16 protein-coding genes are annotated in these 14,138 nt (G+C 62.2%); 8 read left to right on the forward strand and 8 right to left on the reverse strand.

Going from position 1 to position 14,138, the window contains the following annotated elements; translation table 11 throughout:
* The first annotated feature begins 8 nt into the window (after nt 1-8).
* Genes HP556_RS01770 through HP556_RS01780 form a run of 3 tightly spaced genes read left to right on the forward strand, consistent with a single transcriptional unit; the run spans nt 9 to nt 2,946 of the window.
* Nucleotides 9-1,745, forward strand: a complete 1,737-nt coding sequence (locus tag HP556_RS01770; protein WP_175365688.1) for a fumarate reductase/succinate dehydrogenase flavoprotein subunit — start codon at nt 9-11, stop codon at nt 1,743-1,745.
* Between the two features lie 12 nt (nt 1,746-1,757).
* The gene (locus HP556_RS01775; RefSeq protein ID WP_175365689.1) at nt 1,758-1,991 is read left to right on the forward strand and encodes a 4Fe-4S dicluster domain-containing protein; all 234 of its coding nucleotides are present in this window, start codon (nt 1,758-1,760) and stop codon (nt 1,989-1,991) included.
* Nucleotide 1,992: 1 nt separating this feature from the next.
* Nucleotides 1,993-2,946: a HEAT repeat domain-containing protein gene (locus HP556_RS01780; protein WP_175365690.1), complete on the forward strand. Its 954-nt coding sequence runs from the start codon at nt 1,993-1,995 to the stop codon at nt 2,944-2,946.
* Nucleotides 2,947-2,949: 3 nt separating this feature from the next.
* Here the strand turns inward: HP556_RS01780 and HP556_RS01785 are convergent, their stop codons facing one another.
* A complete protein-coding gene (locus tag HP556_RS01785) occupies nt 2,950-3,642 on the reverse strand; it encodes a Crp/Fnr family transcriptional regulator (RefSeq protein WP_246297317.1) in 693 nt (230 codons plus the stop codon).
* Nucleotides 3,643-4,128: 486 nt separating this feature from the next.
* Here HP556_RS01785 and HP556_RS01790 point away from each other — a divergent pair, with 486 nt between their 5' ends.
* The 4 genes from HP556_RS01790 to HP556_RS30070 all read left to right on the forward strand — a co-directional run bounded on the left by HP556_RS01790 (nt 4,129) and on the right by HP556_RS30070 (nt 7,860).
* On the forward strand, nt 4,129-5,538 hold the full coding sequence (locus tag HP556_RS01790; RefSeq protein WP_175365692.1) for an ABC transporter substrate-binding protein: 1,410 nt from the start codon (nt 4,129-4,131) through the stop codon (nt 5,536-5,538).
* The gene (locus tag HP556_RS01795; RefSeq protein ID WP_175365693.1) at nt 5,538-6,341 is read left to right on the forward strand and encodes an ABC transporter permease; all 804 of its coding nucleotides are present in this window, start codon (nt 5,538-5,540) and stop codon (nt 6,339-6,341) included. Before HP556_RS01790 ends, HP556_RS01795 begins: the two co-directional genes overlap by 1 nt.
* Nucleotides 6,338-7,183 carry an ABC transporter ATP-binding protein gene (locus HP556_RS01800; protein ID WP_175365694.1) on the forward strand — a complete coding sequence of 282 codons (846 nt, stop codon included), beginning with the start codon at nt 6,338-6,340 and terminating at the stop codon, nt 7,181-7,183. The genes HP556_RS01795 and HP556_RS01800 overlap by 4 nt, the downstream gene beginning before the upstream one ends.
* Nucleotides 7,184-7,713: 530 nt before the next feature.
* Nucleotides 7,714-7,860, forward strand: a complete 147-nt coding sequence (locus HP556_RS30070) for a hypothetical protein (protein WP_210269027.1) — start codon at nt 7,714-7,716, stop codon at nt 7,858-7,860.
* A gap of 157 nt (nt 7,861-8,017) precedes the next feature.
* Here HP556_RS30070 and HP556_RS01805 read toward each other — a convergent pair whose 3' ends face one another.
* From HP556_RS01805 to HP556_RS01830, 7 genes are all read right to left on the reverse strand, one after another.
* Nucleotides 8,018-8,530, reverse strand: a complete 513-nt coding sequence (locus HP556_RS01805; protein ID WP_175365695.1) for an Lrp/AsnC family transcriptional regulator — start codon at nt 8,528-8,530, stop codon at nt 8,018-8,020.
* A 218-nt stretch (nt 8,531-8,748) separates the two neighbouring features.
* Nucleotides 8,749-9,480 (reverse strand): ABC transporter permease, encoded by a 732-nt coding sequence (locus HP556_RS01810; RefSeq protein ID WP_246297319.1) that lies wholly within the window; start codon nt 9,478-9,480, stop codon nt 8,749-8,751.
* 140 nt (nt 9,481-9,620) lie between these two features.
* Complete coding sequence (locus HP556_RS01815; RefSeq protein WP_175365697.1) at nt 9,621-10,808, reverse strand: ABC transporter substrate-binding protein; 1,188 nt, start codon at nt 10,806-10,808, stop codon at nt 9,621-9,623.
* A 14-nt stretch (nt 10,809-10,822) separates the two neighbouring features.
* Complete coding sequence (locus HP556_RS30155) at nt 10,823-11,065, reverse strand: hypothetical protein (RefSeq protein ID WP_246297321.1); 243 nt, start codon at nt 11,063-11,065, stop codon at nt 10,823-10,825.
* Between the two features lie 93 nt (nt 11,066-11,158).
* Nucleotides 11,159-11,590: an ATP-binding cassette domain-containing protein gene (locus HP556_RS30160; RefSeq protein ID WP_246297323.1), complete on the reverse strand. Its 432-nt coding sequence runs from the start codon at nt 11,588-11,590 to the stop codon at nt 11,159-11,161.
* A complete protein-coding gene (locus HP556_RS01825; RefSeq protein ID WP_175365698.1) occupies nt 11,587-12,675 on the reverse strand; it encodes an acyl-CoA dehydrogenase family protein in 1,089 nt (362 codons plus the stop codon). The genes HP556_RS30160 and HP556_RS01825 overlap by 4 nt, the downstream gene beginning before the upstream one ends.
* A gap of 18 nt (nt 12,676-12,693) precedes the next feature.
* Nucleotides 12,694-13,266: a carboxymuconolactone decarboxylase family protein gene (locus tag HP556_RS01830; protein ID WP_175365699.1), complete on the reverse strand. Its 573-nt coding sequence runs from the start codon at nt 13,264-13,266 to the stop codon at nt 12,694-12,696.
* Nucleotides 13,267-13,792: 526 nt separating this feature from the next.
* On the opposite strand from HP556_RS01830, the gene HP556_RS01835 reads away from it, so the two are divergent.
* On the forward strand, nt 13,793-14,125 hold the full coding sequence (locus HP556_RS01835) for a hypothetical protein (RefSeq protein WP_210269028.1): 333 nt from the start codon (nt 13,793-13,795) through the stop codon (nt 14,123-14,125).
* Nucleotides 14,126-14,138 lie beyond the last annotated feature (13 nt).

Genomic DNA, 14,138 nt, shown 5'->3' on the forward strand with positions numbered 1-14,138 from the left:
AACAGGCGATGGACGAGATCAAGCAGGGCCTGTCGGAAATCGAATGCGACGTGCTGGTGATCGGCGGCGGCACCGCCGGCCCGATGGCTGCCTACAAGGCCAAACGCCGCAATCCCAAGGCGCGCGTGGTGCTGCTCGAAAAGGCCAATGTGAAGCGGTCGGGCGCCATTGCGATGGGAATGGACGGGCTCAACAATGCCGTCGTGCCGGGCTTTGCGACGCCGGAGCAGTACACCAAGGAAATTACCATCGCCAATGACGGCATCTGCGATCAGGCGCCCGTCTACAAATATGCTTCGCGTTGCTTCGACGTCATCCAGGAATTGGACAGTTTCGGCATCAAGTTTCAGAAGACCGAGAATGGCGATTTCGACGTCAAGAAGGTTCACCATCTCGGCTCCTATGTGCTGCCGATGCCGAACGGCGAGACGGTCAAGAAGGCGCTGTATCGCCAACTGCGCCGCGAGAAGGTGCTGATCTCCAACCGCTACATGGCGACGCGGCTGTTGACGGCGAAGGACGGCCGCATCGCCGGCGTCATCGCCGTCAATACGCGCAGCGCGGAATTCCTGGTGCTGCGCGCCAAGACCGTAATCTTGTGCACCGGCGCCGCCGGCCGTCTCGGCCTGCCGCAGTCCGGCTATCTCTGGGGCACCTACGAGAATGCGACCAATTCGGGCGACGGCTATGCGATGGCCTATCATGCCGGCGCAGGGCTCGCGAATATCGAATGCTACCAGATCAATCCGCTGATCAAGGACTATAACGGCCCGGCCTGCGCCTATGTGGCCGGTCCGTTCGGCGCCTATACGGCGAACAGCGAGGGCAACCGCTTCATCGAATGCGACTACTGGTCAGGCCAGATGATGCAGGAGTTCTACAACGAACTGCAGTCGGGCAAGGGCCCCGTGTTCCTCAAGCTCAATCATCTGCACAGCGACACCGTCGGCCAGATCGAGGCGGTGTTGCACAAGGTCGAGCGGCCGTCACGCGGCCGGTTCCATGAGAACCGCGGCACCAACTATCGCGAGAAGATGATCGAGATGCATATCTCGGAAATCGGCCTGTGTTCGGGCCATAGCGCCTCGGGCGTGTTCGTCGACGAATTTGCGCGTACCACCGTCACGGGTCTTTATTCGGCGGGCGACATGGCGAGCGTGCCGCACAACTACATGCTCGGCGCCTTCACCAATGGCGCGGTGGCCGGCGAACATGCGGTGGATTTCGCCGCCGAAGTCGACGTCCCCGATTATGACCGCGACGATGTCGTGCGCGAGCAGGAACGCGTGCTGGCGCCGACGCAGCGTGACGACGGCATTCCGCCGAACCAGCTCGAATACAAGGCGCGGCGCCTCGTGAACGATTACCTGCAGCCGCCGAAAGTCACCGCCAAGATGCAGATCGGCCAGGCGCGTCTCGCCGAAGTGCGCGACGATCTCGACAATGCGATGGTGGTGCGCGACTCGCACGAGCTGATGCGCGCGCTGGAAGTGTCGTCGATCCTCGACTGCGCCGACATGGCAGCTTACGCCTCCTTGTTCCGCACCGAAAGTCGCTGGGGCCTCTATCACAACCGCGTCGATTATCCCGAGAAGAACGAAGAAGACTGGTTCTGCCACAGCATCCTCAGCAAGCGCGACGGGCGCATGACTGCCGAGAAGCGTGCCGTCGAGCCCTATCTCGTCCCGATCGATGAGAGCGAACGCGACGCCTATGATCGCCAGCGCATACGCCAGCACGCCTGAGACGGAGCATCTATGCCCATTGCCTATGCACCCACCACCGTGCCCGTCGTCGTGGACGATGTCAAATGCATCGCCGATAAGGGCTGCACGGTCTGCGTCGATGTCTGTCCGCTGGACGTGCTGCGGATCAGCGACCTCACCGGCAAGGCCTATATGAAGTATGACGAGTGCTGGTACTGCATGCCATGCGAGACCGATTGCCCGACCGGCGCGGTGACCGTCAACATTCCCTATCTGTTGCGCTGACATGTCTGCATTCGAATCCTTCAGTGACGTCGCCGAGATCGCAGAAAATCTGCAGAGTCCTGATGCCTCGGTACGCCGCCTCACGGTGATCGAGATCGCCGAGACGGCGAGTGACGAGGCCGTGCCTCATCTGGTAGCGGCCATCAGCGACACGGCACCCGAGGTTAGGCTGCAGGCGGCGCGTGCGCTCGGCGAGTTTGATGGGCTTTCGGTCGCGCAGGCGCTGGTGCGCGGCGTGACGGATGCCGACCGTGACGTCGCATCGGCCGCCGCAGAGAGCCTCGCCGAACTGCGCGATACCGCGGCCGATGCAGCCCTGCTGCCGCTGGTGTCGCACCAGTCGGCCTTTGTTCGCGAAGCCATATTTAGAGCACTGAAGGAGCTGCGGAGTGCTATCGCCCTTGGCCCAGCTATCTCGGCGTTGCAGGACGCCGATGCTGCCGTGCGCGTGCAGGCAGTCGGCGTGATCGGCTATCTCAAGAGCAACGAGACCCTGCCATCGCTGATCAGTGCGGCGCGCGATGCCGATGCGCAGGTGCGGCTCGCTGCGGTCAACGCGCTGTCCTTTGCCCGCAATGCGGTTGCTGCGCAGGCGGCTTCGGGCGCGCTCGCCGACGACGCCTGGCAGGTGCGCGCCGCTGCGGCCGAAACGCTCGGCCGGATCGGCGAGACTTCGGCTGCCGCGGCCGTGAAAGGCGCGCTCGGTGACACGTTCTGGCAGGTACGCCAGAAGGCGCTGCAATGCCTCGGCAAGCTAAAGGCGCGGGATGCCGTCCCGGCCATTCTCGGCATTCTGGACGATCCCCTCCCCTCTCTGCGCAAGGAAGCTGCCGCAGCCCTGGGCGACATCGGCGATATCAGCGCGCAGGCGCCGCTCGCTGCGCATGCCGCCGATCCCGATCCAGACGTGCGCAAAACGGTGGCCTGGGCACTCAGTCGCCTTCCGACAGTCTGATCGCTAATCCTTCAGCAAGATCTGTTCGAGCTGGTCGAGGCGGTGGATGCGGATAACGCCGCCATCGATGGAGACGATGCGCTTGGCGTGGAACCGCTTCAGCATCATCGTGACCCACTGCCGAGTCGAGCCCACCATCGCCGCGATCTGGTCGTGCGTCACCTTGCGGTTGATGACGACCGCGTCGCCATCAGCCACGCCATAGAGCTCCGAGAGGTTGAGGATGTATTGCGCGAGGCGCTCGATCACCGAGCGCGTGCCCAGCATCTGCGCCATGGACGAATAGCATTTTCCCTTGGCGACCAGCCCGTCGATCAGCGCCAACGCGAAAGTGGGCATGCGCAGCAGCAGCGCCTGCAGTGTCGCGCTGGAGAGATGCGTGATATCGCAATCCTCAATGGCGACGCCGGACCACATATGGGTACCGCCGCCGGAAATCGCTGGACCACCGATGAAGTGGCCGGGCGTCCAATAAGCCAGGGTGATCTCGCGTCCGGTCGGCGCGGTGTAGAACACACGCACCTGGCCGCGTTCGATGATAAAAATTCCCTGATGATGCGCGCCCTGGCTGAAGATCGCCTCGCCTTGCCGCACCGTGAACTGGCGTCCGCTCTCGCGGATCTGCGCGCGCTCCTCCACCGTGAGGCGGTCGAGAAAATGGGCGCCATCGTTCAGGTCGTCGATCGTCTCGCTCATGAACAGCGCCGACAGATCGCTCTGCCGCACAGCTGGCGCGGTTGTGATCGAGCGACCGGATGCAATGCCCGCGGAAGACGGTGATGTCCGGCATGCGTGCCTGCCACGCAAGGTCACGGCGGTTGCGGGAAGATACGCCTCACGAGAGTCCGAAAGCGCTTTCAGGCTGGTCATCGCATTTTCACTTGTGCTGAAGGTCTTGAAGCAAGGCTAATGGTGCGGCGCAGAGGAAGTCCACTCTTTTGAGCATCTCCAGATCGACTTGAAACGCCTGATGCGCGGATCGACGAAGCACGAGAGGATTCGTCTGTAATGCATCGAACTCCTGCAAGATATTTTCGACGGCCCTCGCGGGCGCAACGCCGCGTCATGTTCGCTCGCCTGTGACGCCAGCACGCTCGCAACTAATTGCTTCAGTGGCATCGTGCACCGGTTCAACATCCGGCCGGAGCGTATCCGACCACTCGGATAACAAGGGGACATGCCATGAAACGATTTGGATTGGGGATTATCGCGGCCTTTGCGATGGCGTGGGCTGGAACGGCGAGCGCCGAGACCATTCGCGTCGCACTCGGCACGCAGGATACGACAATCAATTGTGCCACCGGTGGGCTGATCGTGCGCGAGCTCAAGCTGCTCGAGAAGTATCTACCCCGCGACGGCAAGTACAAGGACGTCAGCTACGACATCCAGTGGAAGAACTTCACCAGCGGGGCGCCGCTCACCAACGAGATGGTGGCCGGCAAGCTCGATTTCGGCGCGATGGCGGATTTCCCGGGTTCGCTCAATGGCGTCGCATTCCAGAAGGCCGGCCGCCGCAGCCTCTTCATCACCACACTGTCCGGCAGCACCAAAGGGAGCGGCAATGGCATCGTCGTTCCGACGAGTTCGCCCGCGCAATCGATCGCCGACCTGAAGGGCAAGACCATCTCGGTGCCGTTTGCGTCGACGTCGCACGGCATGTTGCTACGGGCGATCAAGGCGCAGGGCTGGAATCCCGAGACCGACGTCAACATCATCACCCAGGCGCCGGAAGTCGCAGGCCCCGCGCTGCAAACCAACAAGATCGAGGCCCATGCCGATTTCGTGCCGTTCGCCGAGCTGTTCCCGTGGCGCGGCTTCGCCCGCAAGATCTTCGACGGCTCGCAGGTGGATGCGCCGACCTTCCATGGCGCGCTGGTCGATGCCGAATATGCGGAGAAGTATCCGGAGATCGTGCAGGCCTATCTGAGCGCGAGCATCGAGGCGGATCGCCTGTTCGCCGCCGAGCCGGAGAAATACAGCGAACTGATCGCCAAGGTGACGGGCATCGAGGCCGAGGTGAACTATCTGTTCCACGGCCCGCTCGGGCTGCAGACGCGCGGCCTGACCTGGAAGCCTGAATATCGCCAGGCGGTGCAAACCTCCATCGATACGCTGAAGCTGCTCAAGCGCGCCGATGGCGATCTCGATATCGACAAGTTCGTCACGGACAAATATATCCGCGCGGCCTTCGTTAAGGCCGGGCGTGACTACGACACGGAGCTGAAAGATTACGCCCAGCTCGCGCTGAAGGCAAAGGACGCCCTGACCGGTGCCGAGATCACCGATGTCAGCCGGGTCGCGCAGATCTGGGTCAAGGACGAACCGTTGGTGCGGCACTATGCATCGCCCGAGAACGCCCTGAAGGCGCTGGCGGCACTGGAAAAGGACGGCAAGAGCGCGCGGGTCCTCTACGCGCAGGACCGCGAAAGTGGCATCAAGCTGTTCGCGCAGCAGGCCTGGTTCGTGCGCGCGGCCAATGGCGAACTCGGCGCCTTCCTGTCGCGCGGCGCCGCCGAAAAATGGGCCGCGGCCAAGGGCAGCCGGGTGGTCGATTTCGCCGGCGCGCGTGAAGCCGTGGTGGTGAGCCGCTGATGGCAACGGCGACGGGATCAGGCGGCATGCATGTGGGCCGCCTGCTGGTGCAGGTGGGATCGATCCTGGCCTGCATTGCGTTCTGGCAGGTGGCGTCCACTCTGCGCCTCAATCTCGGGATCGTCACCTTTCGTAACGTACCGCCCCCGACCGAGGTCCTGCAGTCGCTGATCGTGCTGCTACAGTCACCCAAGCTGCTGGCGCATCTCGGCAGCAGCCTCGGACGCGTCTTTGCCGGCTACGGGGTCGCGGCACTCTTGGGGATTCTGCTTGGCTTTGCCATCGGCCGGTCGCGTGCAGCGAGCGACGTACTGCTGCCGCCACTGGAACTGCTGCGCCCGATTCCCGCGGTCGCCTGGATCCCGCTGTCGATCCTGATGTTTCCGTCCTCGGAACTGTCGATGATCTTTATTACCTTCATCGGCGCGCTGTTTCCCATCGTGCTCAATACCATTCACGGCGTTGCCAATGTGGATCGCCGCCTGGTCGCTTCGGCGCGCAGCCTCGGTGGCAGCCGCGCCGCTATTCTGTGGGAGATCGTACTCCCGGGCGCGGCGCCCAGCATCGTCACGGGCCTTGCGATCGGCATGGGAACATCGTGGTTCTGCCTGGTGACGGCGGAGATGATCTCCGGCCAGTTCGGCATCGGCTATTACACGTGGGAATCTTACACCTTGCAGAATTACGCTGACATCATCGTCGGCATGCTGGTGATCGGCTTGTTCGGCATGGGCAGCAGCTGGCTGCTGACGACGCTCGGACATGTCCTGATGCCCTGGCGAAGCCCGATGGTGGCGCGATGAAGGCACCGCGGGTTAACGGCCACGGCGTCGGCCTCGGACGAATTGCGATCGAGGACGCATCGATATCGCTTGGTCATGGCGACGATGCCTCCGAGGCGGTCGCCGGTCTCGACATCTCTGTCGCGCCCGGCGAGTTCGTCTGCATCCTGGGGCCGTCGGGCTGCGGCAAGTCCACCCTGCTCGGCGCGCTGGCGGGGCACGTAGCAAACAGCGGCGGCAGCCTTACCGTGGACGGACAGGCGATTACCGGCCCGAGCCCGGATCGCGGCATCGTGTTCCAGCAGCACACCCTGTTCCCTTGGAAAAAGGTGCGTGAGAATGTCTGCTTCGGGCCGAAGATGCGCGGCATCGGCAAGGTTGTGCGGCGGCAGCTCGCGGACGAATTGCTCGCGCTGGTCGGGCTATCCGGCTTCGAGGAGTTTTATCCGTCACAATTGTCAGGTGGCATGCAGCAGCGTGTCGAAATTGCGCGCGTACTCATCAACCAGCCGCGCGTACTTTTGATGGATGAGCCGTTTAGCGCGCTCGATGCCCAAACCCGATCGATGATGCACGAGTTGCTACTCGACATCTGGACCGAACGCCCCACCACGCTGATCTTCGTCACGCATGATATCGAGGAGGCGCTGTTTCTCGCCGACCGCGTGATCGTGATGAGCCGGCGCCCTGGGCGGATCGTCGAGGATCTACGAGTGCCATTCTCGCGGCCGCGGCCGGCTGATATCGTCACCGAGATTGAATTCGCGCGTCTGAAGCGGCGCCTGCTTCTGCTTCTCCGTCCGGATCAACAGTCTACCACGCTCCATGAATATCAGAGCGAACACGCATTGGCACCGAATTAGTTGGCGAGCGGCTCTCGTCGCGCAAGGCCGCCCCCGCAGAATTCGACTATACCCTGCGGAGCGCGAGTTGGCCGCCGTACCGAGCCGCGCGGTCTCTGTGCCGAGACGTCGCCTCTAAGACTGCGCAAGGAAGGCGAATAAAACTGTCCGGAACCGGCAGCGCGGAGAATTCTGAACCGCTGACTGCACCACAGACAGAGCGCGTATCGCTATTTTCTCCGCCCGCTTGAACGCGGGAGCAACCTGCCTTGAAATAGACGGATGATCGATTGGAGAAAGACCGTGCGAGATCTATCAGCCGAAGCCCGCTTGCATCTTCGTGCCCGTTCGTCGTCGAACCGCGTCGCGGTAAGGTTTCACAACGTCGCCGTCTACAGCTCTCTCGCGTTGATCGCCGCCATCGTATTCGGCGCGGTTCCGGTACGCCCGTTCTAGTTCCGACGTCGCGTAACCCGGGATCTTACGTGCTTGGCTGCCAGGCAACATTCGGGGTCCGACGCTACTGCAGGTGATCCAGAGGAGCAATTGGGATGAGCGACCACCCGCCGATTTTGCGGCAGTCATTCTCGGGCTGGACGGCTTTGTTGCCGGGCCTCATCCCTGCATTCCTGTTCGTGGCAGTTTACGGCATGCGGCGCGCATATGATCTCGTGGGCGCAATAGCGGCCTCATTTTGACGCGCAGCATCGTTGTCATCCGTCTTTGGCAGGATGAACACCAGGTCGGTGATAGTACCGTGGCAGCGCTGGCCCTTACCTTGCTGGCCACATAGGCGGCCCACAGCGTCTCCTCTGAGCTGCGCGCACCATCAACATTTCGAACGCTCATGACGTGTCAGCGTTGAGCCGGCTCGGGTGCGATGGGCAGCGAAGTCGACGACTTCAATGTCTTGACCACATAATGCGGCCGCGTCGACTTGATCCGCACCAGTGCGTTAAGCTGACGATGGAATTCCTCGAATTCGGATGCATCGCTGACGACGATGCGAAGGCAGTAGTCCACGTCTCCCGCCATGCGATAGCAAGCGACCACTTCCGGCATATCCTTGACGACCGACGAGAATTTCCTGAGCCAAGCCTCCGAATGATCGTCGCTCTGGACATCGAGAAATATTGTCATATCCAGACCGACCGAGGATGGATCGACCAGGGCAACCTTGCCGACGATGACTCCATCGCCCTCCAGCCGCTTGATCCGCTTCCAGCAGGGCGTCGCAGAGAGCCCCACGATATCTCCGATATCGGCAACCGACAGTGACGAGTTCTCCTGGATCAAGGTGAGAATCCTGCGATCGATGGCGTCGAGACGGCGACCGATCGGCGGCGTTGTTACATCAACATCAGTCATGCGCGCCTCCCGCATGGCCGCAAGGATCGGAGCTAAGGGCCGGTGCGTCGGTATGAAAGAAGGACAATCCATCTGGGTGACTGTCGTACAAGGGCGTTTCGACGACCCGCAAAATGGCTTTCGGATTCTGCGACATTTATAAACTCCTCGATGGCTGCCCGGTTGCTTCCAAAAATGGGGGATCGAACCGTTCGACCCTTCGATCTCGTGTGATGCCGTCATGCCGGTACGCGCATGCGGCCGGGCGCGGCGAGCCGGATCAGCGCGCGCGCTGCCGCGTCGAGAAGAAAGCCAAGCAATCCGATCATGAGCACCATGGCCATCAACTCGGAGTAAGCGAGCCGATCGCGCGTATCGAGGATGAAATAACCCACTCCCGCCGACACCCCGAGCATTTCGCAGGGCACGAGCACGATCCACACGACGCCGATGGCGAGCCGCAATCCGGCCAGGATATGCCCCAGGACGCCCGGAATGATGACATGACGCAGCGTCTCCCAACGGGTCGCCGACAGGCTGCTGGCAAGGTGTAGCCAATTCGGTTCAAGCCGTCGCACGCCTTCCGCGGTGTTCAGCAGAATCGGCCAGACGGCTGCAAACGCGAGCAGGAAGTAGATGGGACGATCGCCGATCCCGAACACCATGACCGCAATCGGCATCCAGGACAGTGGCGAGATCATCCGCAGAAACTGAAACGCCGGCGACGTCGCTGCATCGAGACGTTGCGAACGGCCCACCGCAAGGCCAATCGGCACACCGATCAATAGCGCGAGCCCGAGGCCGACCAGGACACGGCGCAAACTCACGAGCAGATGGATCGACAGGTCAGATTGCGTCAGCAGCATCAGCAGACTGGCGAACGCTGTGCCCGGCGCGAAATGACGCACGAAACTCCCTTTCGGAGTCAGCAGATCCGTCCCGATCCACCACAGGACAATCAGGACAATCAACCCGCTAGTGCCCAGCAAGACTGTTGATAGCCGCACAGTCCAACGCGAACGCGCAGCGCGGATGGACCAGCGTCGCCTGCTCCCGTCACCGCTTTGCGCATCGTGTCGGACCGGCGCGATGCCGGCCTCCAGGCTGCTCGTCACGCGACGACCACTTCCGTTCGCGTGAACGATTCCGGTAGCCCGAACGCGGCCATGCCGCCTGCTGCGGTCACCGCAGCCTTGACGAAGCGGTCATCCACAAGCTCCCGTGCCGCGGTTGCGGGATCGAGCCTGTCGAGGAACGCGCGGTCGCCTTCGATCAGCGTATCCTTCAACCGGCGCACCAGCTCCTCGGTATAGCTCGGAAACGGATAGGGCTGGAAATCGATACGTCGCTCGCGCCACGCCGCGTTCCGGATCGCGCCGGATTTGAGATAGGCGGCATTATCCGCTTCGGGCGGCGAGAGAACCTTCTCCAGCACTGCCGTCGTATGCGGCGTGTACTTTTGGGCACCCTCCTTGGACAGCAGCGCCGCGGTCTCAGCGCGGTTCTCGCGGGTCCAGAGTTGCGCCTTGACCATCGCGTTGACGACCTTCTGCGACCATTCGGGCCGCTGCTGCAGATCGCGCTCATGCATGAAGACCACACAGCAGGCGTGATCCTTCCAGACGTCGCCGGTAAAACGCAGGATCTTGCCAACGCCGAGCGTCTCGGCCGTAGCATTGAAAGGCTCGGCAACGATAAAGCCGGCGATCTGATTGGACGCGAGCGCGGGCACCATATCCGCCGGCGCCATGACGACGAGATTGACCTCGTTGGCCTGCGGTTGACCCGTGCGCTTACTCACCGGGGTCAGACCGTTTTCCCGCAGCAGCGCCTGCAGAACCACATTATGGATCGAGTACCAGAACGGAATGGCGACAGTCTTGCCGCCGAGTTCCTTGACGCTGTTGATCTGTGGCCCGACGCTAAGGCCGGAGCCGCCGGTATGATTCCAGGCCACGACCTTGGCCGGCGCCTGGCTGCCGAAACGTGCCCACACCGTCATCGGCGACAGCAGGTGAACAACGTTCACCTGGCCGGAGATGAACGCTTCCAGCACCTGGGCCCAGCTGCGCAGCATCACCGGCTTCTCGGCCTTAAGGCCTTCGGCTTCGAAATAACCTTTACCGTGGGCAACCAGCAGCGGCGTGGCATCGGTGATCGGGAGATAGCCGATGCGTACCGGCGCATCAGCCTCCTGCGCCCTCACCTCATAGGCACGCAGCAACGGAAGCGCCCCCGCCGCGGTGAACAGCGCCGACAGTTTGATGAGTTCGCGGCGCGAGAACTGATCCATGGACATGCGGTTACCTCATTTCAGTTGCGGCGCGATGCACCTTTCAAGGCCTTAAGAATGTCGATCCGGATGGCGCCGAGTTCTGCGACATACTCGTCGCGCGGCTTCGGTAGCTCGATCACCCAGTCGCCGACCTGACGCGCGGGCGCGCCGCCGAGCAGGATGATCCGGTCGGACAGCAGCAGCGCTTCGTCGATGTCGTGTGTGATGAGGACGGCCGCCGTCTGGTGATCGCGCACGACTTTAAGCAGCAGATGCTGCATCTCCTCCCGCGTGACCTCGTCGAGCGCGCCGAATGGTTCGTCGAGCAGCAGGATTTCCGGCGTGCGCGCAAGGCAGCGGGCGAGCGCTGTACGTTACGCCATGCCGCCGGACAGTTGATCCGGGTAAAGGCGGCGGGCATGGCCGAGACCAACCTCGTCGATGGCGGCATCCACACGCGCACGACGCTCGGACGCCGATATCTGAGGCTGATGTTTGAAGTCGAGACCGAAAGCGACGTTGCGCTCCAGCGAAAGCCACGGCAGCAGGCTCGGATCCTGAAACGCCATCGCGACGCGTGGATGCGCGCCGTTCAACGGCTTCCCGTGCACCTGTACCGTCCCGCCGGCCGGCTGCATCAGACCTGCGAGCACACGCAGCAGGCTGGATTTCCCCACCCCACTCGGCCCCAGAATGCTGACGGTCTCACCGGCGTGAAGCGACAGGCTGAAGTCATGCAGCACGTGTTCGCCCGCCAGCGAATAGCGGAGCGCGATATCCGCGGCTTGCAGCAAGGCCTGCGTCATGCGGTTTCGACGATCGCTTGACGCCGCTCGTGTTCGCGCAGCACCGTCTTGAGCTGCACCAGGCTCGGCGTGATGATCGGCACAAAGGCCGCCTCGCGCAGACGACGCTGGAACGACCGGCCGGGCTCCGACAGATAGGCCTGGCCGCCGGACGCGGCGAGCTCAAGCTGCACGGCCCCTGAGACAATGGCAGCGAGTTGCAGCCGAATCCGGAAAAGCGGGGCTGGCGCCGCGATGAAGCGTGCATCGAGCAATCCTGCCGCCAGTTGCCCTTCCGCGATATCGAGGTCGCGCGACAGCGCGTCGACGTCAGCTGCAAGTACGTCGCGATTCTTGTTGAGCCTAAGCTCAGTCTCCGCCAGCGAACGCTTCGCAAGACCGATGGACATGGCGCATTGCAGACCGAGAAATGCCGGACGGACCTGCGGCAGCCACACGCCGGCATCGGGATGGATAATGTCATCTTCGCTCACGCGAACGCCGTTGAGGTCGACAGCGGCCGTGCTGCTGGCGCGCATTCCCATCAATGCCAGATCGGGCGAGCGCCTCACCCCCGCGCTGTCCGACGACAGGCTGGCGACGAACGGCGTCGATCCGCCTTCGCCCTGCACTGCTGCCGCGACGTCGAAGCCCGCCGCACGCAGATTGGTCACCCAAGGCAGCTTTCCGGTGACGGTGCGCACGCCGTCCTGCACTGCTGCCTTGATCTGGAGCGCCTCCACGCCCGACAGGAACTTCATCGCGTTCGAGAGCCCGGTTGCGCCCGCGCGGCGCCCCGACAGCAGGTCCGGCAGCAGTCTGTCCCGCAGCCTTTCGTTGGGACTCTGCAGCAGATATTCGATGAATGTCCGATGCCCCCAGAACACGAAACCCGCTGCCAGAGAATGGCTGGATACAGCGGCGATCGCTCCGACGGCATCGTTGATGTGTCCGCCCAGGCCGCCTTGCGCGCGCGGCACGCCGATGCGCAGCACATCCGCGTCCGCAAGCCGCGGCAGAATGCTCGCCGCGCCGTCCGCTCGCTCATCGAGATCATCGGCGTTGGACGCGATCCAGCTTTTCAGTTCGGTTGGAAGTTGCACCATCGATACAGGCCCGGCGGACTATTCGGCCGCAGCTGCCGACGCGTTCGTCCAGGCGTAGGGACGCAACTCGTCGTTAAGCGGTGGTTGTCCGAGATTATTGGCGAAATTACACAGTGTCGCGAGGCTGACGCCAAGCACGACCTCCAGAGCATTGGCATCGGTGAAGCCGGCGGCGCGAAAAGCCTTTACCTCGGCGTCGGAAACCGCACCGCGGCTCCGAATGACGGCGCGGGTGAAATCGGCGACGGCATTCAGCCGATCATCCAGAACCTTTCGGCCGTCGCGCAGCGCTTCGGCGACCGCTTCCGAAAGCCCCGCCTTTTTGTAGGCGATAGCCGTATGCCCGGCGACGCAGAATCCGCATCCATGCGTTACCGCCGCCGTGATCTGCACGACCTCGCGTTCGGCGAGGTTCAAACCGCTCCTCGCATTGATGGCAGACACGGTTTGATAGGTTTCCAGCGCGGCCGGCGCATTGGCGAGCAACCGCACAAGGTTGGGAAGAAAGCCGTTATTGATCTGAGCGGTCTGCAAGCCAGCCTTCGCAGCATCCGGGGCGTTCTCGATGGTAAGCAACGGAAGTCGGGACATAGATGCAGCTCCGCTCGCATGATGCCGGGCAATGATGCCTCATCCATCATCATCAACTGGCGCCAGTTGTAGCGACTTCGCCTGCGATGCAAAGGCGCTGGCGAAAAAGAGGAAGTCTTGATCGCGTCAGCCAAATTTCTAAAAGAGACATGCCGTAATCCGGCGATTGACGCAGCATTCCGACTGCTCATCGAAGCGCATCGCATCGCGCTTGGTCGCGCGGGTACAGGCATCAATCCTGCACGCACAGACGCCGCCGCGTCGTCCCGATTTGCAGATCGAATCAACGGGGCGATCCAGTCGTCTTATCGCGCTGAAGGACCCGACTACAGTATACCGACGTCTGCTATAGCAATCGAATATCCAATATCACGGACACATTCGCCATTGGGATAGCCGTCCGGCCGTCTTCTTGGATAAAAGCGCGACGGCAGGACATTCTCCAATTGAACCTAATGTCAGCACGTTTAGTCTCCCAACAGCAGGCAGGACAGATCGTTTCTGCCGAATGAATTGGAGACTGACAATGAACGCAGCAATGCAAATGATGCCGATGCCTATGATGATGGGCGGCATGATGAATCCGATGATGTCGGGTAGTATGATGAACCCGATGATGGCCGGTGGCATGATGAACCCGATGATGATGGGTGGCATGCCGATGATGGGCTGCCAGATGAAGTGCACCATGACTGCCAACGGCATGACCTGCGAAATGATGCCGATGGATCCCGCCATGAAGGACATGTTCATGAAGTGCTGTGAGAACATGATGAGCATGATGCAGATGGGTATGCCGATGATGATGAACTGCGGCGGCATGATGATGATGTGCATGCCGATGAAGACCGCGGCCTGATCGCGACTTTTCA

The organism is Tardiphaga robiniae, assembly GCF_013359755.1.
In the GTDB taxonomy this organism is placed as follows: domain Bacteria; phylum Pseudomonadota; class Alphaproteobacteria; order Rhizobiales; family Xanthobacteraceae; genus Tardiphaga; species Tardiphaga robiniae.

Bases quoted from the DNA above. Each gene is read 5' to 3' on its own strand.
- HP556_RS01790 (WP_175365692.1), top strand. From the start codon at position 4,129: ATGAAACGATTTGGATTGGGGATTATCGCGGCCTTTGCGATGGCGTGG.
- HP556_RS30160 (WP_246297323.1), bottom strand. From the start codon at position 11,590: ATGACGCAGGCCTTGCTGCAAGCCGCGGATATCGCGCTCCGCTATTCG.
- HP556_RS01800 (WP_175365694.1), top strand. From the start codon at position 6,338: ATGAAGGCACCGCGGGTTAACGGCCACGGCGTCGGCCTCGGACGAATT.
- HP556_RS01780 (WP_175365690.1), top strand. From the start codon at position 1,993: ATGTCTGCATTCGAATCCTTCAGTGACGTCGCCGAGATCGCAGAAAAT.
- HP556_RS01815 (WP_175365697.1), bottom strand. From the start codon at position 10,808: ATGTCCATGGATCAGTTCTCGCGCCGCGAACTCATCAAACTGTCGGCG.
- HP556_RS30070 (WP_210269027.1), top strand. From the start codon at position 7,714: ATGAGCGACCACCCGCCGATTTTGCGGCAGTCATTCTCGGGCTGGACG.
- HP556_RS30155 (WP_246297321.1), bottom strand. From the start codon at position 11,065: ATGCAGCATCTGCTGCTTAAAGTCGTGCGCGATCACCAGACGGCGGCC.
- HP556_RS01785 (WP_246297317.1), bottom strand. From the start codon at position 3,642: ATGAGCGAGACGATCGACGACCTGAACGATGGCGCCCATTTTCTCGAC.
- HP556_RS01795 (WP_175365693.1), top strand. From the start codon at position 5,538: ATGGCAACGGCGACGGGATCAGGCGGCATGCATGTGGGCCGCCTGCTG.
- HP556_RS01775 (WP_175365689.1), top strand. From the start codon at position 1,758: ATGCCCATTGCCTATGCACCCACCACCGTGCCCGTCGTCGTGGACGAT.
- HP556_RS01835 (WP_210269028.1), top strand. From the start codon at position 13,793: ATGAACGCAGCAATGCAAATGATGCCGATGCCTATGATGATGGGCGGC.
- HP556_RS01805 (WP_175365695.1), bottom strand. From the start codon at position 8,530: ATGACTGATGTTGATGTAACAACGCCGCCGATCGGTCGCCGTCTCGAC.
- HP556_RS01830 (WP_175365699.1), bottom strand. From the start codon at position 13,266: ATGTCCCGACTTCCGTTGCTTACCATCGAGAACGCCCCGGATGCTGCG.
- HP556_RS01825 (WP_175365698.1), bottom strand. From the start codon at position 12,675: ATGGTGCAACTTCCAACCGAACTGAAAAGCTGGATCGCGTCCAACGCC.
- HP556_RS01770 (WP_175365688.1), top strand. From the start codon at position 9: ATGGACGAGATCAAGCAGGGCCTGTCGGAAATCGAATGCGACGTGCTG.